The organism is Alcanivorax sp. (assembly GCF_014762765.1).
Classification (GTDB): Bacteria; Pseudomonadota; Gammaproteobacteria; order Pseudomonadales; family Alcanivoracaceae; genus Alcanivorax.
This window is the reverse complement of sequence record NZ_JABURH010000068.1, coordinates 1-21194: the sequence shown is the minus strand read 5'-3', so window position 1 is coordinate 21194 and position 21194 is coordinate 1. Positions and strand designations below refer to the sequence as shown.

The window sequence follows — 21194 nt, the reverse complement described above, 5'->3', positions numbered from 1 at the left end:
TGCACGTTGACGTCCTTCAGGTCCATATCGAAGGCGTCGGTGAGCAGGCAGTCGTAGCGCATGGCATCGTACTCGTTCACCGGGTCTACCTGGTCGGCGTCGATGATGCCTTTGCTGGCTGCATCCTGCAGTTTTTCCAGGATGGTGCTGCCTTCCAGTTGCCCCTTGCCTTCGGCTTTCAGGAACGCCAGGTAGGCCGGCTCAACTTCCAGCAGCTTGTTGAAGGTGGCTTCCACGCGGCCAATGGCATCTTCCGGATCCTGGGAGATATAAGCCGGCTCTGCCAGTGCATCGCGCACCGAGCTGGGCGCCATGATCATGTCACCCAGAGTGCGGATCTGGTCGTCGCTTGGGGCCTGGGCCTTGCAGGGACGACCGAACGGGAAGAACAACCCTTTCAGCGCATAGCCCACGCCAAAGAAGCCGAAGTTGCGGTAGAAGGCATCAAGGGCGTCATGGGCCTTGCTGAACGACCGGCGCAGCGCGTAGCTGGCGTGGGCGTCGTTGGCCTCGTCACGTGGCAGGGTGGCGTGATATTTGAGAATGGAACAGGCGATCAGCAACTGGCTATGCACATCGCCCAGCCGCGCAGAGAGCAGCTCACGACGTTTCAGATCGCCACCCAGCAGGGCCAAGGCCATATCTGCAGTACTGGAGAGCACCGCACTATAGCGGTTCACCAACCGATACCAGGGGGCACTGAAGGCGTCCGCATTGCCCGGTGCCTCGGACAGGTAGGGGCCGGCAAGCGCCTGCATGATACCGCTACTGATATTGCCGAGGGTGTGGCCGGCGTGAGAGAAGAACAGGGCATCGAAATCCTGCAGCCCCTGTTTCTTGTCTTCCGCCTGAATGGCCTGCAATTCGTCATACAGGTACGGATGGCAGCGCATGGCGCCCTGGCCGAAGATCATCAGCGAGCGGGTGAGAATATTGGCCCCTTCCACGGTGATGGCGATGGGCGTGGACTGGTAGGGCAGGGCCAGGAAATTACGCGGGCCCAACTGGATGCCGCGACCGCCGGCGATGTCCATGCCGTGGTTGATCAGCTCGCGCATCATTTCCGTGGCGTGGTATTTGGCCATGGCGGTGACTACGGACGGAGCCCCGTCTTCCAGCGAGCGGGTGACCAGATGACGGTAGGCCTCCAGGGTGTAGCCAATGGCAGCCACCTCAGCGGATGCTTCCTGTACCCCTTCGAATTGGCCCACCGCAGTATTGAACTGGCGGCGGATACGGCCGAAGGCTCCGGTCATGCGATAGCCGATCTCGCCACTGGCGGTGGCCAGGGCGGGCAGGGACACACCGCGGCCTGCACCGAGACATTCGATCAGCATGCGCCAGCCTCGGCCAGCCATTTCCGGCCCACCTATGATGGCATCCAGTGGAACGAACACATCCTTACCGTTGATGGGGCCGTTCATGAACGGGGAGCCGGGGTAGTGGCGACGGCCGATTTCCACCCCGGGGGTGTCGGCAGGAATCAGCGCACAGGTGATACCCAGCTCTTCCTTGTCACCGAGGAGTTTTTCCGGGTCATAGAGCTTGAAGGCCAGGCCCACTACCGTAGCCACCGGGGCGAGGGTGATCCAACGCTTGGCGAAGTTCAGGCGCATGCCCAGCACTTCCTTGCCGTCGATTTTCCCTTTGCAGATCACCCCGGTATCCGGAATGGCGCCGGCATCAGAGCCAGCCTCCGGGCCGGTCAGGCCGAAACAGGGGATCTCGTCGCCCTTGGCCAGACCGGGCAACCAGCGGTCTTTCTGTTCCTGGGTGCCGTACTCGGCCAGCAGTTCACCGGGGCCCAGGGAGTTGGGCACCATGGCGGTGACCGCAGCGGTCAGTGAGCGGGTGGCAATCTTGCTCATGATGCGGCTCTGGGCATAGGGGGAAAATGCCTTGCCGCCGTATTCCTTGGGAATGATCAGGCTGAAGAAGCCCTTATGCTTGAGGAAATCCCAGACTTCCTCCGGCAGATCTCTCAACTCGTGAAAAATTTTCCACTCATCCAGCATGTCGCACAGTTCCTGGACTTCGTTGTCCAGAAACGACTGTTCTTCATCGGTGAGGGTAGAAAACTGGATATGGGCGAATTTTTCCCAGTCCGGGCGACCGGAAAACAGGTCAGTCTCGAACCAGGTGGTACCGGCTTCAATGGCCTCGCGTTCGGTGTCACCAATGGCTGGCATGACCTTGCCGAGGGCATTATAGACCGGCTTGGTGATGAACTTCTGGCGCAGATCGACGTGGTTGAGCAAGGCAACGCCAGCGGCCAGCAGGATCAGTGAAACCGGATGAACCAGCCAGGGAGCCAGGAAGGCGCTCAACAGCCAGACAACCACAAAAACCGCGCTGCCGATGCCGCGACTGATGCGCTGATAGAACAGGGTCATCAGCGTGGCAATTAACACTACAATAGCCAACAGGCTAAGCATGGTGATCTCCTTTGCCGTGAACCCGGGCCCGCCTGGCCCCGGGTTGTTTTGAATACAATCCAGCGTACTCACGGGCCATGTACATGGCGTGAAGCCTTATCGACCCGACCTCTTTGAGTCTAACCCGTGAAAGTGATCAGTTGCACAGGATTTAACCGGATTTAATGGCAGTCATCCCTTACAATTGCATCCAGTTTTAAAGCTTTCAGGAGCAAGGCGTTGCAACCGAACAACTACATCATTGAAGCAACCGAACAGAACATTCAGCAAATTCTTGAGCAGTCGCGGCAGGTGCCGGTGATTGTGGATTTCTGGGCCAGCTGGTGTCAGCCCTGTCAGCAGATGGCACCGATTCTGGAGCGCCTGGTCAATGAGTACCAGGGCAAGGTGATCCTGGCCAAGGTCAACGCCGATGAGCAGCAGATGCTGGCCAGCCAGTTCGGGGTGCGCAGTCTGCCGAGCCTGAAACTTGTCTATCAGGGGCAGCTGGTCAGCGAGCTGGACGGTGCCCAGACTGAGGGGGCGTTGCGCCAGTGGCTGGCCCCGGTAGTGGATCCTGAAGCTGCTGAGCAGCAACAGGAAGAGGGCTTCATTGAACAGATCCGCATGGCCATCGACGCCGGCCATGGCGAGCAGGCAGAAGCGGCACTGCGCCAGACGTTGCAGCAGAGCCCGGACAAGCACGCGATCCGTGCCATGCTGGTAGAATACCTGCTGGGCGATGGGCGTCTGGACGAGGCGCAGTCGGTGCTGGCGGAAGTGACCGAAGATGTGGAGCCATTACGCCCGTTCCGGGCCCGCTTTGCCTTGCTGGAAAAACTGGAAGGCGAGAGCCATTCTCTGGCGGAGCTCCGTAAACGCATCAGCGATCAGCCCAACCCGGAAGATCTCTATGCCTTTGGCTTGCAGGCAGCGGCGGCCGGCCAGTTCCAGGCGGGTCTGGAGGCGTTGCTGCAACTGCTGAGTGAGCACCGGGATTTCCGCGATGGTATTGCCCGCAGCGCGCTGCTGGAAGTATTCGAGTGCCTACCCAAAGGGGATCCGCTGGCCAGCGAATACCGCCGCAAGATGTTCAATTACCTGTATTGATCTGTCGCCACGCCTCCCTCGACGGGCAGGGGTGGCATCTCTCCTCGCTGTATCTCACCGTACGTCGATGCACTGCGTCTTGCTGGTGCATCGCCATGTCTGCTTTTTCTGAATTCTTCCTCGTTGCATCATCTTGGAAAGCCTGAATGCATTAAATAAGTGCATTTGTGTGGTGCACTGGGTCTATTGTGGTGCATATTTGGGGTGCGCTGCGGCCAAGTGACTGAAATTAAAAAATAATATTGCTGGCCTGATTCTTGTATGCGCTATGGCGGTGCAAACTTTTCGGCACGTATTGTGTTGGTGCAGCCGCTGGCAGGCTGCACGTGGATCAGGAGACAACCATGAAAATGCTGACAGCGGTGATCAAGCCGTTCAAAGCGGACGAAGTCCGCGATGCGCTGGCCCAGGTCGGGGTGCAGGGCATGACTATTACTGAAGTTAAAGGCTTCGGTCGCCAGAAAGGCCACACGGAGCTGTACCGGGGTGCCGAGTACGTGGTCGATTTCGTGCCCAAGGTAAAGCTGGAGCTGGCGGTGCGCGAAGAAGACCTGGATCAGGCCATCGAAGCCATCATGAAGGCCGCGGGCACCGGCAAGATTGGTGACGGCAAGATCTTCGTCAGTGATCTGGAACAGGTAATCCGCATCCGTACCGGTGAAACCGGCAACGAAGCCATTTAAGGGGGCCACGATGAAAAAACTGCTTGCTGTACTGTTGATGTTTCCGTCCCTGGCCCTGGCCGATGGTCTGGATACCGGTGACACCGCCTGGATCCTGACGGCCACTGCGCTGGTGCTGTTCATGACCATTCCAGGTCTGAGCCTGTTCTATGGCGGCCTGGTGCGTAGCAAAAACGTACTCTCCGTGTTGATGCAATGCTTTGCCATTACCTGTGCGGTATCGCTGGTGTGGCTGATCTGTGGTTACTCGCTGGCGTTTTCCGATGGCGGCAGTATGAATGCCTGGATCGGTGGTTTGGATCACGCCTTCTTTGCCGGTATCGGTAAAGACACTCTGGAAGGCACGTTGCCGAAAAGCCTGCATGGCCTTTTCCAGATGACGTTTGCCATTATTACCCCGGCGCTGATCGTCGGTGCCTTTGCCGAGCGTATGCGCTTCGGCCCTATGCTGGCGTTCTCCGTACTCTGGCTGCTGGGTGTGTATGTTCCTGTTTGCCATTGGGTGTGGGGTGGCGGCTGGTTGGCCGACCTGGGCCTGTATGACTTTGCCGGCGGCACCGTGGTGCATATCACTGCCGGTGTGGCGGCGCTGGTCGCGGCGCTGGTACTCGGCGGGCGCAAAGGCTTTCCGGAGCAGGGCATGATGCCCCATAACATGACCATGACTTTGACCGGTGCCGGCATGCTGTGGGTGGGCTGGTTCGGTTTCAACGGTGGTTCTGCACTGGCCGCCGGCGGCGACGCCGCCATGGCCATGTTGGTCACGCACATTTCCGCAGCGGCGGGTTCTCTGGCCTGGATCACCATGGAATGGAAGAAATTCGGCAAGCCCTCGGCACTGGGCATCGCAACTGGCATGGTAGCGGGTCTGGGTACCATTACCCCGGCGTCTGGTTTCGTCGGCCCGGCAGCAGCACTGGTGATCGGTCTGTCTGCGGGTGTGATCTGCTTCTACTCGGTCATCTTTATCAAGCACAAGCTGAAGATCGATGATTCCCTGGACGTGTTCCCGGTGCACGGGGTAGGCGGCATTCTCGGTACCCTGTTTGCCGGTATCTTTGCTTCCACGGAACTGGGCCTGTTTTCCGGTTACGGTTTTGCCAAGCCGGAATTCACCATGCTGGATCAGTTCGGGGTGCAGGCATTGGGCGTGGTGGCCACGTTCGTTTATACCGCTGTGGTGACCTGGGTGTTGCTCAAGCTGGTCGGCCTGTTCGCGGAACTCCGTGTGGACAAAGACGAAGAAACCCAGGGGCTGGATATTGCGCTGCACGAAGAGCGTGGTTACGACCTCTGATTACCCCTGCATGACAACCACAAAAAAGCCCGGCCTTGTGCCGGGTTTTTTTGTCCCCGATAGACGCTTGTGCGGCTATTGCCACCCCCCGGGCCTTTCTATAAGGTACGGGTAAGTTTCGAACGCTTGTTTGAATGGTGATGCCTGATTACACGGGGTGTCGAAGCCACAACGATAGGTTAAGGAGATATAAGAATGAGCCTGGAATTTTTGTCTGACGAGTGGTTTGCGAAAGTAAAAGAGATCCGTGACGGTGCCGGCGATGTGGAAACCCCGGCTGCCCTGGCAGATCTGGTAATCAACATCACTGTGTCCGGCGATGGTGGCGACAAGGAGATGGCGTTGGTCGGTGGCATGATCGAAGAAGGCCATCACGCTGACGCGCCGACTACCATGATCCTGCCGGCTGATCTTGCCAAGCGCATCTTCATTGAAGGTGACCAGTCCGCTGGTATGCAGGGCTTCATGAGCGGCCAGATCCGCATCGAAGGCGACATGAGCAAGTTGATGGCGTTGCAAACTGCACAGCCTTCTGCCGATCAGGTTGCCCTGATGAAGCAGATCCAGGAAGTGACTGCCTGATTTAACGACGCTGTCGTTTGTCTGGAGTCTTTCCCCAATGCCCGCCTTGTGCGGGCATTGTTGTTTCTGGGGGGGAGTTTCGAGTCAGGAACGCAGAGCCACAACTGGTGGTGTTGGTTGGTTTTTTCGCCCCTCGTGACTTATATGTCTTTGTGATTCAGATTCTGTAGCGGCGTGGCCACGGCTATCGGGTGTACGGGGACCTGATCCAGCCAGCCGTAGGCGCTGCGGCCACCGCTATCCAGATAAGTGTGCAGGGAATCCCGCCAATGCTCTGCATAAAGCGCCAGGCACAGGGGCTGGCGACGGATCGGGTCCTGAGCCACGCAGACATGATCTGGTGTGGCTTTTTTCAGCAGGTCGCCGGGCATGGGGCCGGGAGGCTGCACCAGATCGCAGGGCAGGCACAGGCAGAGCCCCTGGCTGGCATCCAGCGCCGCTTCCAGACCGGCCATGGGCCCCTGAAACCCGTCCCGTTCATCACTGACCACTTGATCGGCCCAATGCCGGTAGGTGGCCTGATTACGGTTGGCACTGATCACGATGCGGGTCGGGGAGGGCGCCAGATGATCCAGCAGGTGGGCGATCAACGGTTTGCCGTCCAGCTCCAGTAGTCCCTTGTCGGCGCCGCCGACCCGTTTTCCCTGGCCGCCCGCCAGGATGATCAGGGTATAGTTTTCCATGCCCAACTCCTTTGGGGTTCAGCAGGTGAATGGTATGCTCTGTCGCTTGCTTCCTTCCGTCATCCTCAGGACATCGTGTGACCAGCGCCCGTAACCATCTTACCGATCTGACGCGCTTTGCGCCGCTTTTGCCGGGCTATCAGCCCCGTGAGGCACAGCTGGCCATGGCGGACGCAGTGGACGCGGTCATCGGCACGGGTGGAACCCTGATGGTCGAGGCTGAAACCGGTACCGGCAAGACGCTGGCGTATCTGGTGCCGGCCCTGCTGTCGGAGGGCCCGACACTGGTGTCCACCGGCACCAAGAGCCTCCAGGATCAGCTTTTCTTCAAGGATGTGCCGCTGGTCAAGAAAGCCCTGGGGCTGCCGCGCAAGGTGGCGTTGCTGAAGGGGCGCGCCAATTATCTATGCCCCTATCGCCTGACCCTGCATCAGGAAGAAGCCCGTTTTCTCACCCGGGAAACTGCTGAGCAATTGCAGATCGTGGCCCACTGGGCCGGACGCACCAAGACTGGTGACATTGCTGAATTGCAACAGATTGCCGAAGACGCGCCGGTATGGCCCTGGGTTACCAGTACGGCAGACAATTGCCTGGGCACGGACTGTCCCAACTATCAGGAATGTCCCCTGATGAAGGCCCGCAAGGAAGCCCAGGAAGCTGACCTGGTGGTGGTCAATCACCATCTGTTCTTTGCCGATGCGGCCCTTCGCGGTAATGGCTCGGCGTCGGAGCTGCTGCCTAGTGCCAATACGGTGATCTTTGACGAGGCTCACCAGCTACCGGAAATTGCCGCCGCTTTTTTCGGCGACACACTCAGTACCCGGCAGGTTCAGGAACTGGGCCGTGACAGCCTTTCCGAAGCCGGGCATACCGCTGCCGACCTGGCCCGCCTGAACCAGTTAATCGCAGCGGTGGAAAAGGGCTGCCTGGATCTGCGCCTGAGTCTGGGGGAGGGGGAGCGCCGTGAGCCCTGGTCAGAAGTGGCGGAGAAAGATGCCGTTATCGACGCCGGCGACACCCTGCTAGCCGCGCTGCGTGATCTGGAAATGTTTCTGGGGCCTCTGGCCAAGGCCAGCCGAGGCATGGAAGCCTGTGCCCGTCGCGCCAGCGAGCAGGTGGACTGTCTGGCGGCTTACCTGAAAGGGGAGCAACCCAACCGGGTGTACTGGTTTGAAACCTTCAAACGCACCGTGGTGCTGCACAGCACGCCCCTGTCCGTGGCCGCCCAGCTGCGTGCCCAGCGTGAGCGCCAGCCGTGCAGCTGGGTGCTGACCTCGGCGACTCTGTCGGTGGGCGGGCGTTTTGAACATATCCAGAAGCGTCTGGGGATGGATTCAGCGACTACCCTGCGGCTGGAAAGCCCCTTTGATTTCAAGCGCCAGGCCGTCTTTTATGCCCCTGACGGCCTGCCAGCGCCCAATGACCCTGGCTACACTGCAGCGCTCTGTGAAGCCATGGTGCCAGTTATTAATGCCGCCAAAGGTCGCACTTTTTTCCTTTTCACCAGTCACAGAGCATTACGGGAAGCGGCCCAGTTGCTGCGTCCCCGTCTGGACTACCCGTTGCTGGTGCAAGGTGAGTCCGGTCGACGGGAGTTACTGGACAGTTTCCGGGAAAAAGGCAATGCGGTGCTGTTGGGCACCAGCAGTTTCTGGGAAGGTATTGATGTGCGCGGAGAGGCACTGAGCTGCGTGATCATTGATAAACTGCCGTTCGGTTCACCTGGCGATCCGGTGGCGGCGGCGCGCATCGAACATATCAATCGTAATGGTGGTAACGCCTTCCGCGATTATCAATTGCCTCAGGCGGTGCTGGCATTGCGCCAGGGAGCCGGGCGTCTGATCCGCGATCCGAAAGATACCGGTTTGCTGGTGGTGGCGGATCCCCGGCTGCTGACACGCAGTTACGGAAAATTATTTGTGAACAGTCTGCCAAACATGACCCGCACGCGGAAGCTGGACGTGGTACAACGTTTTTTTGATTACCTGGCCCGGCAACAACAGGAAGGGCAGGCAACGGAACAGATAGAATCATGACACGAATTCTGGCTCTGGAAACCGCTGGCGAGACCTGCTCGGTGGCTATCATGGACGGTGACAAGGTGCTTGAGCATTTCGAGCAGGCACCACGACGTCAAACCGAACGGGTGTTGCCAATGGTTGAGGCATTACTGGCGGAGTCGCAACTGACGCTGCGGCAACTGGACGGCATAGCCTTTGGCCATGGCCCTGGTGCATTTACCGGTGTGCGGGTGGCCGCAGCTGTTACCCAGGGACTGGCCTTTGCGGCGGACCTGCCGGTAATCGGGGTATCTACCCTGGCAGCCTGTGCGCTCAGTGCCCAGGATATCGCCCCGCATCGGGATGTGATCACGGTGTTTGATGCGCGCATGGGGGAAGTCTATCTGGGCGCCTATTGCTGCGAGGATGGGCTTGCCAGAACGCTGTTCGATGATGGTCTGTTTGACCCGGATACCTTGCCGGCCTTGCCGCAAAAAGACTGGATGATTATCGGTTCCGGTCTGGTCTATGGTGAGGCGCTGCGCAAGGCCTATGGCGCAAGTCGCTGTGAGGCAGACGTGCATCCCCATGCGAAAGCGGTAGCACAGCTGGCATTATCGGGTTTCCAGCGCGGGGAAGGGGTGAGTGCGGAACAGGCACAACCGGTTTATCTTCGCGATCAGGTAATTCAGGGAGCAGTAAGATGATTAACTGGGACCTTCCCAATGTTCATGAACTGGCGGTGACCGTGCCGGCCGAAGCCATCGATGTGATGGGGCATGTGAATAACACCGAATACCTGCGTTTTATGGAGAAAATTGCCTGGGACCATACCGCGGTCCTGGGGCTGGGTTGGGATCTGTATCAGAAACTCAACCGGGGTATGGTGGCCCGTCACACTGAGGTGGATTACCTGGCACCGGCCTTTGAAGGCGAGCACCTGAAAATCGGCACCTGGATTGTGGAAAACGACCAGCGCATCAGCATCACCCGCCGTTACCAGATTGTCCGGGAATCAGACGGCCGTACCCTTCTGCGCGGACGTACCCGTTGGGTCTGTGTGGCACTGGATTCCGGCAAGCCCCGCCGCATGCCGCCGGAATTCCTGCAGGGCTACCAGATAACCGCCAACGAGTAGAAAAGCGTTACGAGTTACGAGAAGCGCGCGTCGAAAACCCAAACCGGTTTTGACTTTCGCCCCTTGCAACTCGTAGCTCGTAACTGACGTCTTCTTCAACAAGGATTTTCCATGGATTGGTTCCAGGCGCTGGTACTGGCCCTGATACAAGGCCTCACTGAGTTTCTTCCCATTTCCAGTTCTGCCCACCTGATTCTCCCGTCACAGGTACTAGGCTGGCCAGATCAGGGCTTGGCCTTTGATGTGGCCGTCCACCTGGGTACGTTGATGGCGGTAATGACCTACTACCGCCGGGATCTGTTCGCCATGATCGGTGGTGCCGGCCAGGCCGTAACCCAGCGGACCATGAATGACGACTTGAAACTGGGCCTGCTGGTGGTGCTGGCCACTATTCCTGCGGTGCTGTTCGGCTTTCTCGGTGATGACTGGATCGAACGGGAGTTGCGTTCGGCACTGGTGATTGCTGTCACGACCCTGGTGTTTGGTGCCTTGCTATGGGCGGCAGATGCCTTCGGGAAGCGCCAGTTCAGTCTGGTGCGCCTGGGGGTTATTGGTGCCATCTTTATTGGTCTGGCCCAGGCCCTGGCACTGATTCCCGGCACCTCCCGGAGTGGTATCACTATCACTGCGGCATTGGCGTTGGGCTATCAGCGCGAAGATGCGGCTCGCTTTTCCTTCCTGCTTTCCATCCCGGTGATTCTTGGTGCGGGATTGTTGAAGACAAAGGATCTGATCGAGCAGCAGGTGGCGGTTGACTGGGGGCTGATGGCACTGGGTGCTGTGGTCAGTGCGATTACGGCCTACCTGACCATCGTGTTCTTCATTCGTCTGCTTGAGCGCATCGGCATGCTGCCGTTTGTGGTGTATCGCCTGATCCTTGGCATTGCGCTGCTGGCGTGGCTGGCCTGATCCCATGGAGGCAGTGCTTGGCTTGTTACCAGGTTGCCCCGATGGGCTTCCTGGAGTTCCGGTAGCAGAAGCGAGCAGGGCAGCAGAACTGGGCTTCCCGCTGGTGCTGGGTTGGCAGGAAGAGCGCCTGAGCCTGTGGCGCCCGGAAGGGCGGGAAACCCCTTTGAGCGTTACCTTCAGCGATGGAAAACAGGGGTATCGACTGACGCCGGAGCGGGTTCGACATGAACGGCTTATCAAGGCGTTGGGAAAACCCCGGGAACACACCCGTATGGTTCTTGATGCCACTGCCGGCCTTGGCCGGGATGCGGCACTGATCGCCATGGCTGGCTTCCCGGTGTTGCTGGCTGAGCGCTCACCAATTCTCCATGCCATGCTGGCGGATGGCCTGCGACGGGCGCCGACAGAGCTGGCTGCCGTCATGCAATTGCTGCCTTGCGCAGCAGCAGATGCGCACAGTATGCCACCACTGCATGCTGTGTATCTGGATCCCATGTTCCCATCCCGGGAAAAAAGTGCGGCGGTAAAAAAAGACCTGCAATGGGTTCAGCAACTGGCGGCGTACCCGGATCACCACGAAGAAGCGATGTTGCTGGATTGGGCACTCGGCCTGGACCCGCAACGGGTTGTGGTCAAACGCCCGGGAAAGGCAGAGCCACTGGCAAAACGCCGAGCCCACCATCAGATTGCCGGTAAGGCTATTCGTTTTGATGTATATGAGTAGCCTTGATTTCTGAGCAACTAGCCAGCCGCGTAACGCTTTCATTAATTGATCAAAAAATAGACACAATAATGTCGCTTTGATAGCTTCAAAGAGGCACCTGATGTTCTGGTGTTAAGGAACGACACTTAAATGAGGATCAGACCATGAATACTTTCCGTTTGCTTGCGTTGGCTGCGGCAGTGCCGCTGGTATTGCCTGTATCAGCCATGGCCGATAACTATCTGCGATTTGCTTACAGTCTTGCCGATTATGACGAACAGGATATGGACTTTACGGTGGCAGGCCCTCCTGACGAGACGTTGAATATAGATGGCTATGACCCGGGTAATACTGACTATTTCAGTGTTGCCGGTGGGACCTGGTTGTCCCCGAATCTGCGAGCAGAAGTGGCGCTGGATTTGTCACTGGCCTCCAAAGAGGAAGATGGTGTCACTGTCAGCTCTGGTGGGGTTTCAGAGGCGGGGACGTTTGAGGCCAAGACCACTAGCCACCTTCTCATGCTGAATGGCTATTATCACTTCATGAATGACCGCGGCACCGGAGCCTTTGACCCCTATGTGGGGGCGGGTATCGGCCTTGCCGATAACGAGCTGGAGGATATGACCGTTGCCGTTAGTGGCGCCTCTGCAACCATTGAAGACGGAGACAGCACCGAATTTGCATTCAAATTTGGTGCGGGGGTTGCCTACTGGCTCAGTGATGCGGCCTCCGTGGATTTTTCCATTTTCTATGTGGATGCCGGTACTGTGGAAAGTGGCGACACGGCCAACGGTGTTGGTGGTTCGGTAGCACTGTCCCGGGAACTGGAAATGGACCTGCAGAGCATCAACTATAGTCTGGGGGTTTCCATCGCTATTTAGTGAGTGGTTGCCTGGTCCGGAAATAAAAATACCCGCCAAATGGCGGGTATTTTTGGTGGTGATTCTGCCGGCCTCAAGAAGCGGAGTGAGCCGGTTCAGAGAGGTGCTCAATGTCGGTTACCCGTGTCACTCGCTGAATCGCATCGCTGATATCCGGGCTGAGGATGCGACGGGCTTCATCGTCGAGAGATTCCAGTTTCTCATCAAAGATCAGGGCCCCGGCACCGTCGGTGGTCACCAGGCCGGTACCATACAATTGGCTGATGAAGTTTTTCAGTACCACCTTGTCGAAGAATTCCGGCGAGTTGAACTCGTAGAGCAGCGATAATCGTTGCGCTGTCTGGTGCGCCAGTTCCCCCAGCTGGTCGGCGGTCAGCATGCCTGAGCCGTACTGAACCAGCAGGCGAATGGTCAGATAATAACGTTCCAGAGAGGGCATCACGGTCTGGCCAAGATGGTCCAGCATGTCCGATTCATGGGTGTGAATAGGCGCCCCGTGCAGGCAGTCGTCCTCGCGGCTCACCAGTTGTTCCTTCTCAAGCACATCCACCGTCTTGCGGACCGCCTGAGACAGTTCGTCGCCGTCCTGCCAGTGAAGGTAGTATTCATTGCGCAGGAAGGGGTAGAGCAGATGCACCATGCTTTGCAGGGTGCCCATACTGATTGAGCGGGCGTTCATCACCAGCGAACAGATAAGGCCGGGCAGGATGAATAGGTGCAGGCTGTTGTTGCGTACATAAGCCATCTGCAGGGCGGTCTTCTCATCAGTGGTTACCACGTCACCCAGCTTGTGCTCGATACGCTCCAGGAACTCGTTGTCCAATCCATACTGGATGATGGCAGAGGCATCATCTGTGGCGATGGAGGCGCTGTCGCTGTAGGGCGCCTGTTTGAGCAAGGCGATGTAAAGGTTCAGTTGTTGGCGAAGCTGGGCCACATCCATGGTGTGCTTCGGCGATGCCAGCAGAGCCAGGCTGAGCAGGTTGATGGGGTTGGCCACCGCAGCGGCATTGATGGATTCCACCACTTCCTGCCCGAGTTCATTCACCACATGCTTAAACCAGGCTGGGGTTTCCCCGGCGGCCAGATCCTCGCTGCGCCAGGGTGTGTGATGCTGATCCAGGAAGTCAACCAGCTTGATGGGCTCGCCGAAATTCACATGCACCTGGCCGAAGTGACTGCGCAGCACCGACAGGGACTTCATCAGCCCGCCAACGGATTCCTTCTGCTTTTTCTTGCCATGCAGCTCGCCGATATAGGAACCGGACTCGATGACTTTTTCGTAGCCCACATAGACGGGAACAAAGGCAATGGGTTTGCGTGCATCGCGCAGGAAGCTGCGCAGGGTCATGGCCAGCATGCCGGTACGGGGTTTGAGCATCCGGCCGCTGCGGCTGCGGCCACCTTCAACGAAGTACTCGATGGAATAACCGCGTACGGTAATGGTGTGCAGATATTCACTGAACACGGTGGCGTAGAGCGGGTTGTCGCGAAAGCTGCGGCGCATGAAGAAGGCACCGCCGCGGCGCAGAATGGTCCCGACGATGGGCATATTCAGGTTTATACCGGCGGCAATGTGCGGCGGTACCAGGCCATTGCGGAATACCACAAAGGACAACAGCAAGTAATCGATGTGGCTGCGGTGGCAGGGCACATAGATGACTTCATGGTCGCCGGCCACCTTGGTCAGGTTGTCCATGTTGTACAACCTGACCCCGGCATAAAGTCGGTTCCAGACCCAGTTCAGAAACAACTCCAGAGAGCGAATGACTGTATGGGAGTAATCCGCGGCGATTTCCATGGCGTAATGGCGAGCCTTGGCTTCCATCTTCTCGATACTGGTTTCCTGGCGCTGGGCCTCTGCGCGGATGGCTTCCTGTACGGGGATGGAGTCCACCACGGTATTGGTGAGGGTGCGACGGTGAGACAGATCCGGGCCGATGGCGGCTTCCTGCTGACGGCGAAAATGCACACGCAGAATGCGGGAAGCCTTGCGCACGGTCTGTTCGTCCGTGGGGCACTGATCCACCAGGGTGCGCAGGGACATTGGCTTGCTGAAATGGACGTACAACTGCCGGCCCTGGGTGACGATGATAAAGAATTTCTTGATGAAACCCGCCGGCGACCAGTTGTCGGAAAACAGAATGCGCCACAGGGAGCTTTCCTTTTCCGGACGGCGGCCCCAGAACACCGATACCGGCACCAGCTGTACATCGGCCTCGGGATTGGCGCGTAGTGCGCTGACCAGTTTTTCCAGCCGTGGCGGTGACACGGGGGTTCGCTGCCGGCCATTACTGAATTTGCGCCGGTACAGCTGGAAGTAACTATGGCTCAGGTGGCTTTTGCCCAGCGTTAACCCATGCAGTGCAGATGCAAGGCCCAATTGTCGTGCGGATTGATCCGCTGCTGCTGCATCGGCGGCTGAGCGGTCACGCAGCACATAAACCACCGGGGTATTGGGGGCAAGTTGCAGTTCGTCAGGGTTGGAAGGCAGCGCGTTAGCACGTGTGCACAAACGCAGGAAAATGCGGATCAGGAAGAAGCCCAGGCGATCCAGGCCAAGCCAAGGTGTCATAGTCGGATTCAGTTAACTAGTGTGCCGCAAGTGTAGCGAAAGCCCCGGGCAGGGAACACCAGCGCATATTTCAATTTGTTTCAGAATTGCGTCTGCCAGTTCGTACTATGGTCCATTATATTCACGGGAACAAGTCAGGTAGCCTTGCTAGACTATTGGCAGTTTATTGATAAGTACTAAGGAGTTAACGGTGTCGACACCGCAAACGGGGATTTTTGATCGTAGTTATCAGCATCATCTGTTCTTCGAATTCTGCCTTGGCAGTGGCCAGGAGATGCAGGCAGTGAGAGCCGCATTGCGCCAGCTGAATTCGCTGAAAAGCGAAAAGACCCCGGTGTTGATGGCGTTCGGGCCAGCCCTCTGGGAGCAGTTGGATACCCGCTTCAGCTTTCCACCGTTTTCCCTGGAGGGCCATGTGCCGGCAACCCAGGGGGATCTTTGGGTCTGGGTACAGGCGAAGGAGCGCGGCGATCTATTCGATGCCGGTATGCAGGTACGGGATGCCGTGGGCGAGCTGCTATCCACGCAACTGGAGCTGAACAGCTTTGTCTACCACGACATGCGTGACCTGACCGGGTTTGTCGATGGTATCGGCAACCCGACCGGTGAAAAGGCAGAAAAGGCGGCCTTTATTGCCGAGCCGCATCCTGGTGCGGGCGGCAGTTGGGTGCTGACCCAGAAGTGGGTTCATGACCTGAAGAAATTCAACCAACTGCCGGTGAACGAACAGGAAAACGTGTTCGGCCGCACCAAGGAAGATGCGGTGGAGTTCGACGACGAGCGCATGCCGCCGGATGCCCACGTGGGCCGGACCGATGTGGACCGGGACGGTGTGCCCCAGAAAATGTGGCGTCGCTCTGTGCCCTACGGTGACAGCAGCGAGCATGGCCTGTATTTCCTGGCCTTCTGCTGCGAACTGGACCGCTACGACTACCTGCTGCGCCGCATGTACGGCATCGCCGACGACACCGTCAAAGACCGCCTGCTGAACTACACGCGCCCGGTGATGGGCTCGTGGTGGTATGCGCCGGATCAGGAGTGGCTTGATAAGATCAGTTGACAGTTGATAGTGGATAGTTGACAGCTACGCGAGGAATAACTGTTTTGACCTGAAACGCAAGAGGCCGCGCCCGTATACCGGGCGCGGCCTCTTGCGTTTCAATGACAGACAATCTGGATCGCGCAGCTGTCAACTTTCAACTGCTAACTGTCAACTGATTCAGTCCGTTTTCCATTTGGTAAACATCTTTTTCACCAGGAACGGGGTGAGCTTCAGTGAAGCACCAAGCATCTGGCCGATGCCTTTGGGGAAAACAAAGTGCAGGGCGTTCTTGATGCCGTTGTAGGTGGCTTCGTCGAAGGGGTACCAGAAGATGTTGCGCTTGGAGGGCAGGATATCCCAGTTGACGGCTTTGGCCTGGGTCATTTCCTCCAGGCCTTCCGGGCCGTGGGTGCGGCCGATGCCGGATTCCTTCCAGCCGCCCCAAGGGGTTTCGGACAGGCCGTGGCTGTAAAGATGATCATTGATGGTGGTGACGCCGGATTGCAGACGAGCAGCAATGGCGCGGCCACGCTTGTTGTTCTTGGTCCACACGGAAGAGGTTAGCGCCAGCTTGGATTCATTGGCCTTGCGGATGGCATCTTCTTCGTTAGCCACGCGTTGCACGGCAATCAAAGGCCCGAAGGTCTCATCACACATGGTGAGCATGTCGTCAGTCACATTGGTGAGCAGTGTAGCCGGGTGGAAGAAGCCGTTTTCCACGTTGCCTACCGGGCGGGACTGGGCTTCGATGCGGGCGCCCTTGGCCAGGGCATCTTCCAGATGCTGCTGCACGGTGCGCAGCTGACCGGCAGTGGTCAGGCTGCCGATATCCACATTGAAATCGTTGCAACCCACGCCATGACGCAACTGGCGGGTCTTCTTGGCGAGCAGATCCACGAATTGGTCGTAGACCGCGTCCACCACATACACTCTTTCCACGCCGCCACAGCTCTGGCCGGCATTCTGGTAACCGGCCCAGGCGGCACCATTGGTGGCTCGTTCCAGGTCAGCATCTTCCAGTACCAGCATGGGGTCGTTGCCACCCAGCTCCAGGGACACCGGGGTGAGGGTTTCGGCGGCCTGGGCCATCAGGGTCTTGCCGGCGGGGACGCTGCCGGTGAAGAACAGTTTGTCCACACCATTATCGAAAAAGCCGGTGGCCACTTTGGAACCGGAGCCGACGATATGATGGAACAGGCCTTCGGGTAACTCCCCGGCAGCGATGATCTGCTCGATGGCGCGGCCTACGGCCGGTGTGGCAGCAGCTACTTTCAGCAGCACGGCATTACCGGCCATCAGGCCCATGACAATTTCACCGAAGGGGATGGATAGCGGATAGTTCCAGGGGCTGATAATGCCCACTACACCCAGAGGAACACGTAGCATGTGGGTCTTCTTGTTGAAGAACAGGATGCTGCCGCCGGGACGGTTCTTTTCTTTCAGGTATTTTTCAGCGTTGTTCGCGTACCACTTGCAGGCCAGGGCACAGGGGAGCACTTCCGTGGCCAGGGCGTCGGTAAGGGTCTTGCCGTTACTCTCGCTGACGGTGCGAGCCAGGTCGTCGGCGCGGTCGACAATGTAGCTACGCATCATGGTGATATGGCGAGCCCGTTCCTTGAATGATTTGGCTGCCCAGATCGCCTGGGCTTCACGGGCTTTGGCCATGATCTCCGGCAACTTGGCCAGATCGGTTTCATTCAGCTCGGCCACGGCGGTGCCGGTGGCCGGGTTGGTGTCCAGGACGGTTTTGCTGTCGAGTTTTTCTTGCGCGGTCATGTGAGGAAGTCTCCATCACGGCAGGTCGTAAAGGTGGCCTGCGGGCTGTTCTGGGAGGGCCAGTGTCTGGCTCCGGGAAAGGCACATAGGTAAACACAGAGTAGACATTGTGGCCAGTGCTGTTCGGGCCGATTTCAGGCCGCGACGCCACGGCTTTGCTGCGCTTCCGTCAGCCGGAACGCCATGCGCTCGAAGGTGAGGGCAATGCGTTCCAGGGCGCCGGCAATCAGTTCGCGGTCGCGCTGAGCCAGGTTGCCAGCGTCGTCCATGTCCAGTTTGAGCCTTTCCGATTGTTGGCGAAAGCCCTCGTCGACGGTGCCACGGGAGCAGGCCTGATAGGCCGCAGCCAGGGCCAGCTGCCAGCGATCAGCGCTGTCGAGCAGGGCGGGTGGGGCATTGCTGCGCAGACGACTTTGAATCCACAGGGAAACCTGGCCCAGGTTCAGTCCGGTGAGGCCCAGGTCGGTGAAATGGCGCTGGGCTTCCGGCAGGGCCTTGTCACAGATGGTCAGCCAGCGCAGGCGGTCGGCCATGCGCGCGTTGAACCATTCTTCATTGATGTTGGCGGCACCTGATGTGGCCGCAGAGGGGTTGCCCATCAACGTCAGGTCGGTGGCGGTCTGGCGGATCAGCCGGCGGCGCAGGTTGGGGCCATTGGGTGGCGTAATCAGACGGAACATGAGGAAGGCGATGGCGATTCCCACGGTGATTGCCAGGCCGTTACTGGCCACCCGGGCCACGTCAAAATCCATGGCGTTGCCCGGCTGTACCAGAATGATATAGGGCGTGCAAAAGCCCAGCCCCAGGGGCAGGGTCAGGCGTTTACTGATGGCCAGCAGGCCGACAAAAAGAGGCGCGCCGAGAATCAGGATGAGCAGGGGAAAGTTGCCGTTATTGAGGGCCAACAGGGGCAGGGTGAAAAAAAGGGCTACCGGTGCGGCCAGCACGGAACTGAAGGTGGCCCGTTTCAGCACCTGATCCGGCTCTGGCAGACGTGCAAAGAGAATGGTGAACATGACCGGCATGATCATCAGCATGATGGCCATGGGGCTGGCAGTGCCGACCCAGAGCCCGGCAGCAAGGGCAAACACCAGCGCACTGCGCAGGCCCACGGCGGAGGCGATCTGTAGATCCCGGTAAGGACGCAGTCCTTGTGGTCGCAGTTGCACTTCATGGCTGAAATGCAGGGCACGGTTGGCCTCCAGAGCCAGAATCAGGTCCGATGTCAGGTTCTGACTGACCTGGAAGAAGCGCCGCTGCAGAGGCGGGGCATCCTCGGCTTGTTCGCCGCGAGCTTCGCGCAGCTGCTGTCGCAGGGCCTGGGCTTCTTTCATGGCCTGTTCGGCGGAAGGGGTTTCGCGCATGCGCTGGAATGCCGCCCGCAAGGCATCAAGCAGGTCGCGAAGGGCCGGGGTGAGCAGCTCGTCGTGGTTGCGCATCAGGCGCCCGATAACGCGGATGCGGGCCACCAGTGAAAGGGTTTTGTGGCAGATCACTGTGGCCGCCCGGGCCCGCCCCGGGCCATGGCTGCCCTCGTAGTGAACGGCGCTGCTGTCATCACTGAGTGCAAAAATACCCTGCAGTAGCGCATCCACCTGATTATGGCGTTTGGCATGGGTGCCCGATGGGTCCAGTTCCAGTTCCAGATAGGCCAGTGTCTGGTTGAGGGCGGTACGGGCATGCTCCTTGAGCAGACCGCTTACTCGCACTGGCCACAGTAAGCTGCTCACCAGGGTGGCGCAGACGGCGCCGAGAACGATCTCACTGACCCGGGCGTTGGCAATGTGGAAGATGCCCAGACTGGAGGTATTGGCCGGGTCTGCGATGGCGAGCACCACAATGAGGGTGGCGGTGATGCCCGCCATGGCGAAACCGTAGATGAAATTGGCCTGGCGCACCCAGGCGGAGGCACCGGCGTTGAGGCCGATCCACAAGGTCAGTGCGCCGATGGCCAGGGCCGGGTAGGGGAGTAGCCAGGCCAGGATCAGCAGCCCCATGGCGCCGCCAACCAGGGTGCCGCCGATCTGGCAAAAGCCTTTCTCTATCACCAGCCCGGTTTCCGGGCGCACTTGCAGGAACACGGCGGAGATCAGCGCCCAGTAGGGCCGGTCCAGTTGCAGCAGCATGGACAGATAGAGTGCCAGCGCCATGGCGATGACGCCCTTGGTGGCAAACAGGACAGACTGGCGGTCTGGAGTGAGCAGGACGGCCAGTCGCGGATCCAGTTTCATTGGTCGCTCTTGGTGTCCTGCTCGTGGAGGCGCACGGTGGCGGTCATGCCGGCGGCTAGCAGAATATCGTCGGGAATGTGGTCCAGTTCGATATGGACGGGAATGCGCTGGGCCAGCCGCACCCAATTGAAGGTCTGCTGGACCTGGGGCAGTAACTGGCCGTCGGTCTGGGTGTTGGCGTTGGCGATGGCCTGCCCCACGCTGGTGACCTTGCCGCGCAGTTTCCTGGCGCCGTTCATCAATACCACGGTGGCACGCTGGCCCACGTTCACCATGGGTAGTTTGGTTTCCTCGAAGTAGCCGGTGACATAGAAACTGCCGGCCTTGACCATGGACACTACCGGAGTGCCCTGATTAACGAAGTTTCCCTGCTGCAGGGTCAGGTTGACAATAGTGCCGTCTGCGGGAGCTTCCACACTGGTTCGCTCCAGGTTGATTCTGGCGCTGGCCAGTTCTGCCTCGGCGAGCGCTACATTGGCAGCGGCTAACTGCGTCTCGATACGGGCACTGTCCAGTTCTTCACGGCTGATGCTGTTGCCGGCGTGCAGGCGTTTGCGCCGTTCATATTGATGTTCAGCCAGGCGCAAAGATTCCTGCTCGTGGAGTAGCTGCGCTTCGGCCCGGGCCAGAGTGGCGCGGTAGCGGATATCATCGATACGGAACAGCGGATCGCCCTGTTGTACGGTCTGGTCATCACGAATGTGCAACTCACTTACCCAGCCGGACACATCCGGGGATAGCGTAATGATCTCGGCGCGCACCTTGCCGTCGCGGGTCCAGGGGGCATAGAGGTAATAATTCCACACCCAGTTGCCGGCCAGCAGGGCCAGAATGACCAGCACTACGGTGAGCAGAATGCGTAGCGGTTGTTGCATGAATTGTCCCTAACTCAGCGCTCTCAGGAAAAGGGCTACAAAGCAGATAAACAGTGACAGATAGACCCAGGCACTCTTCCAGAGTTGCTGATGCCAGCCCAGTTTGCGCAGCAGCAGGAAGGTCAACAGGGTGAGCACCATGCCCAGCAGCACGAACAGCACCATGGGGCTGATCAGCAGTCCGCCAACCGGAATTTCATGCAGCCACATCGTTGTTTCCCGGCAGTGTCATGTTAGCGAGCATGGTAACGGATAATTCAGGGCACCTGTAGGAGCACCGCTCGAGGTGCGAACC

Annotated in this window: 18 protein-coding genes; 11 read left to right on the top strand and 7 right to left on the bottom strand. The window is 58.8% G+C overall.

Annotated features, from left to right (window positions below; all coding sequences use genetic code 11):
- The coding region (locus HUJ17_RS02670) for an acyl-CoA dehydrogenase (RefSeq protein ID WP_290509226.1) at positions 1–2435 on the bottom strand (2435 nt) is incomplete at its 3' end.
- Positions 2436–2654: 219 nt separating this feature from the next.
- On the opposite strand from HUJ17_RS02670, the gene HUJ17_RS02665 reads away from it, so the two are divergent.
- From HUJ17_RS02665 to HUJ17_RS02650, 4 genes are all read left to right on the top strand, one after another.
- A complete protein-coding gene (locus HUJ17_RS02665; RefSeq protein ID WP_290509225.1) occupies positions 2655–3524 on the top strand; it encodes a tetratricopeptide repeat protein in 870 nt (289 codons plus the stop codon).
- A 344-nt stretch (positions 3525–3868) separates the two neighbouring features.
- Positions 3869–4207, top strand: coding sequence for a P-II family nitrogen regulator (locus tag HUJ17_RS02660; RefSeq protein WP_035244689.1), 339 nt, complete (start codon positions 3869–3871; stop codon positions 4205–4207).
- Between the two features lie 10 nt (positions 4208–4217).
- Complete coding sequence (locus HUJ17_RS02655; RefSeq protein WP_290509224.1) at positions 4218–5504, top strand: ammonium transporter; 1287 nt, start codon at positions 4218–4220, stop codon at positions 5502–5504.
- A 195-nt stretch (positions 5505–5699) separates the two neighbouring features.
- A complete protein-coding gene (locus tag HUJ17_RS02650) occupies positions 5700–6086 on the top strand; it encodes an SCP2 sterol-binding domain-containing protein (protein WP_035244687.1) in 387 nt (128 codons plus the stop codon).
- Positions 6087–6226: 140 nt separating this feature from the next.
- Here the strand turns inward: HUJ17_RS02650 and HUJ17_RS02645 are convergent, their stop codons facing one another.
- Positions 6227–6769: a molybdenum cofactor guanylyltransferase gene (locus HUJ17_RS02645; protein ID WP_290509223.1), complete on the bottom strand. Its 543-nt coding sequence runs from the start codon at positions 6767–6769 to the stop codon at positions 6227–6229.
- Between the two features lie 77 nt (positions 6770–6846).
- Between HUJ17_RS02645 and HUJ17_RS02640 the strand changes: the two genes are divergently transcribed.
- The 6 genes from HUJ17_RS02640 (at position 6847) to HUJ17_RS02615 (ending at position 12400) form a co-directional block, all read left to right on the top strand.
- Positions 6847–8805: an ATP-dependent DNA helicase gene (locus HUJ17_RS02640; protein WP_290509222.1), complete on the top strand. Its 1959-nt coding sequence runs from the start codon at positions 6847–6849 to the stop codon at positions 8803–8805.
- Complete coding sequence (gene tsaB, locus HUJ17_RS02635; RefSeq protein ID WP_290509221.1) at positions 8802–9476, top strand: tRNA (adenosine(37)-N6)-threonylcarbamoyltransferase complex dimerization subunit type 1 TsaB; 675 nt, start codon at positions 8802–8804, stop codon at positions 9474–9476. The genes HUJ17_RS02640 and tsaB overlap by 4 nt, the downstream gene beginning before the upstream one ends.
- A complete protein-coding gene (locus HUJ17_RS02630) occupies positions 9473–9907 on the top strand; it encodes a thioesterase family protein (protein WP_290509220.1) in 435 nt (144 codons plus the stop codon). The genes tsaB and HUJ17_RS02630 overlap by 4 nt, the downstream gene beginning before the upstream one ends.
- Before the next feature lie 111 nt (positions 9908–10018).
- On the top strand, positions 10019–10816 hold the full coding sequence (locus HUJ17_RS02625) for an undecaprenyl-diphosphate phosphatase (protein WP_290509219.1): 798 nt from the start codon (positions 10019–10021) through the stop codon (positions 10814–10816).
- A gap of 4 nt (positions 10817–10820) precedes the next feature.
- Positions 10821–11540 (top strand): class I SAM-dependent methyltransferase, encoded by a 720-nt coding sequence (locus HUJ17_RS02620; RefSeq protein ID WP_290509218.1) that lies wholly within the window; start codon positions 10821–10823, stop codon positions 11538–11540.
- 143 nt (positions 11541–11683) lie between these two features.
- On the top strand, positions 11684–12400 hold the full coding sequence (locus HUJ17_RS02615) for an outer membrane beta-barrel protein (protein ID WP_290509217.1): 717 nt from the start codon (positions 11684–11686) through the stop codon (positions 12398–12400).
- A gap of 73 nt (positions 12401–12473) precedes the next feature.
- Here HUJ17_RS02615 and plsB read toward each other — a convergent pair whose 3' ends face one another.
- Positions 12474–14975: a glycerol-3-phosphate 1-O-acyltransferase PlsB gene (plsB, locus tag HUJ17_RS02610; protein ID WP_290509216.1), complete on the bottom strand. Its 2502-nt coding sequence runs from the start codon at positions 14973–14975 to the stop codon at positions 12474–12476.
- Between the two features lie 190 nt (positions 14976–15165).
- Between plsB and HUJ17_RS02605 the strand changes: the two genes are divergently transcribed.
- A complete protein-coding gene (locus HUJ17_RS02605; RefSeq protein ID WP_290509215.1) occupies positions 15166–16035 on the top strand; it encodes a Dyp-type peroxidase in 870 nt (289 codons plus the stop codon).
- A 159-nt stretch (positions 16036–16194) separates the two neighbouring features.
- Here the strand turns inward: HUJ17_RS02605 and HUJ17_RS02600 are convergent, their stop codons facing one another.
- The 4 genes from HUJ17_RS02600 to HUJ17_RS02585 form a co-directional block, all read right to left on the bottom strand.
- A complete protein-coding gene (locus HUJ17_RS02600) occupies positions 16195–17793 on the bottom strand; it encodes an aldehyde dehydrogenase family protein (protein WP_272962855.1) in 1599 nt (532 codons plus the stop codon).
- Between the two features lie 134 nt (positions 17794–17927).
- On the bottom strand, positions 17928–20024 hold the full coding sequence (locus HUJ17_RS02595; RefSeq protein ID WP_272962856.1) for an FUSC family protein: 2097 nt from the start codon (positions 20022–20024) through the stop codon (positions 17928–17930).
- Positions 20021–20899: an HlyD family secretion protein gene (locus tag HUJ17_RS02590; protein ID WP_290509214.1), complete on the bottom strand. Its 879-nt coding sequence runs from the start codon at positions 20897–20899 to the stop codon at positions 20021–20023. Before HUJ17_RS02590 ends, HUJ17_RS02595 begins: the two co-directional genes overlap by 4 nt.
- A gap of 9 nt (positions 20900–20908) precedes the next feature.
- Positions 20909–21109: a DUF1656 domain-containing protein gene (locus HUJ17_RS02585; protein WP_062817757.1), complete on the bottom strand. Its 201-nt coding sequence runs from the start codon at positions 21107–21109 to the stop codon at positions 20909–20911.
- Between the last annotated feature and the right edge of the window lie 85 nt (positions 21110–21194).

What these genes read in the sequence shown, in the direction of transcription:
- HUJ17_RS02660 (WP_035244689.1), top strand. Translation starts at nt 3,869, where the DNA reads ATGAAAATGCTGACAGCGGTGATCAAGCCGTTCAAAGCGGACGAAGTC.
- plsB (WP_290509216.1), bottom strand. Translation starts at nt 14,975, where the DNA reads ATGACACCTTGGCTTGGCCTGGATCGCCTGGGCTTCTTCCTGATCCGC.
- HUJ17_RS02615 (WP_290509217.1), top strand. Translation starts at nt 11,684, where the DNA reads ATGAATACTTTCCGTTTGCTTGCGTTGGCTGCGGCAGTGCCGCTGGTA.
- HUJ17_RS02650 (WP_035244687.1), top strand. Translation starts at nt 5,700, where the DNA reads ATGAGCCTGGAATTTTTGTCTGACGAGTGGTTTGCGAAAGTAAAAGAG.
- HUJ17_RS02630 (WP_290509220.1), top strand. Translation starts at nt 9,473, where the DNA reads ATGATTAACTGGGACCTTCCCAATGTTCATGAACTGGCGGTGACCGTG.
- HUJ17_RS02595 (WP_272962856.1), bottom strand. Translation starts at nt 20,024, where the DNA reads ATGAAACTGGATCCGCGACTGGCCGTCCTGCTCACTCCAGACCGCCAG.
- HUJ17_RS02625 (WP_290509219.1), top strand. Translation starts at nt 10,019, where the DNA reads ATGGATTGGTTCCAGGCGCTGGTACTGGCCCTGATACAAGGCCTCACT.
- tsaB (WP_290509221.1), top strand. Translation starts at nt 8,802, where the DNA reads ATGACACGAATTCTGGCTCTGGAAACCGCTGGCGAGACCTGCTCGGTG.
- HUJ17_RS02585 (WP_062817757.1), bottom strand. Translation starts at nt 21,109, where the DNA reads ATGTGGCTGCATGAAATTCCGGTTGGCGGACTGCTGATCAGCCCCATG.
- HUJ17_RS02645 (WP_290509223.1), bottom strand. Translation starts at nt 6,769, where the DNA reads ATGGAAAACTATACCCTGATCATCCTGGCGGGCGGCCAGGGAAAACGG.
- HUJ17_RS02600 (WP_272962855.1), bottom strand. Translation starts at nt 17,793, where the DNA reads ATGACCGCGCAAGAAAAACTCGACAGCAAAACCGTCCTGGACACCAAC.
- HUJ17_RS02590 (WP_290509214.1), bottom strand. Translation starts at nt 20,899, where the DNA reads ATGCAACAACCGCTACGCATTCTGCTCACCGTAGTGCTGGTCATTCTG.
- HUJ17_RS02655 (WP_290509224.1), top strand. Translation starts at nt 4,218, where the DNA reads ATGAAAAAACTGCTTGCTGTACTGTTGATGTTTCCGTCCCTGGCCCTG.
- HUJ17_RS02620 (WP_290509218.1), top strand. Translation starts at nt 10,821, where the DNA reads ATGGAGGCAGTGCTTGGCTTGTTACCAGGTTGCCCCGATGGGCTTCCT.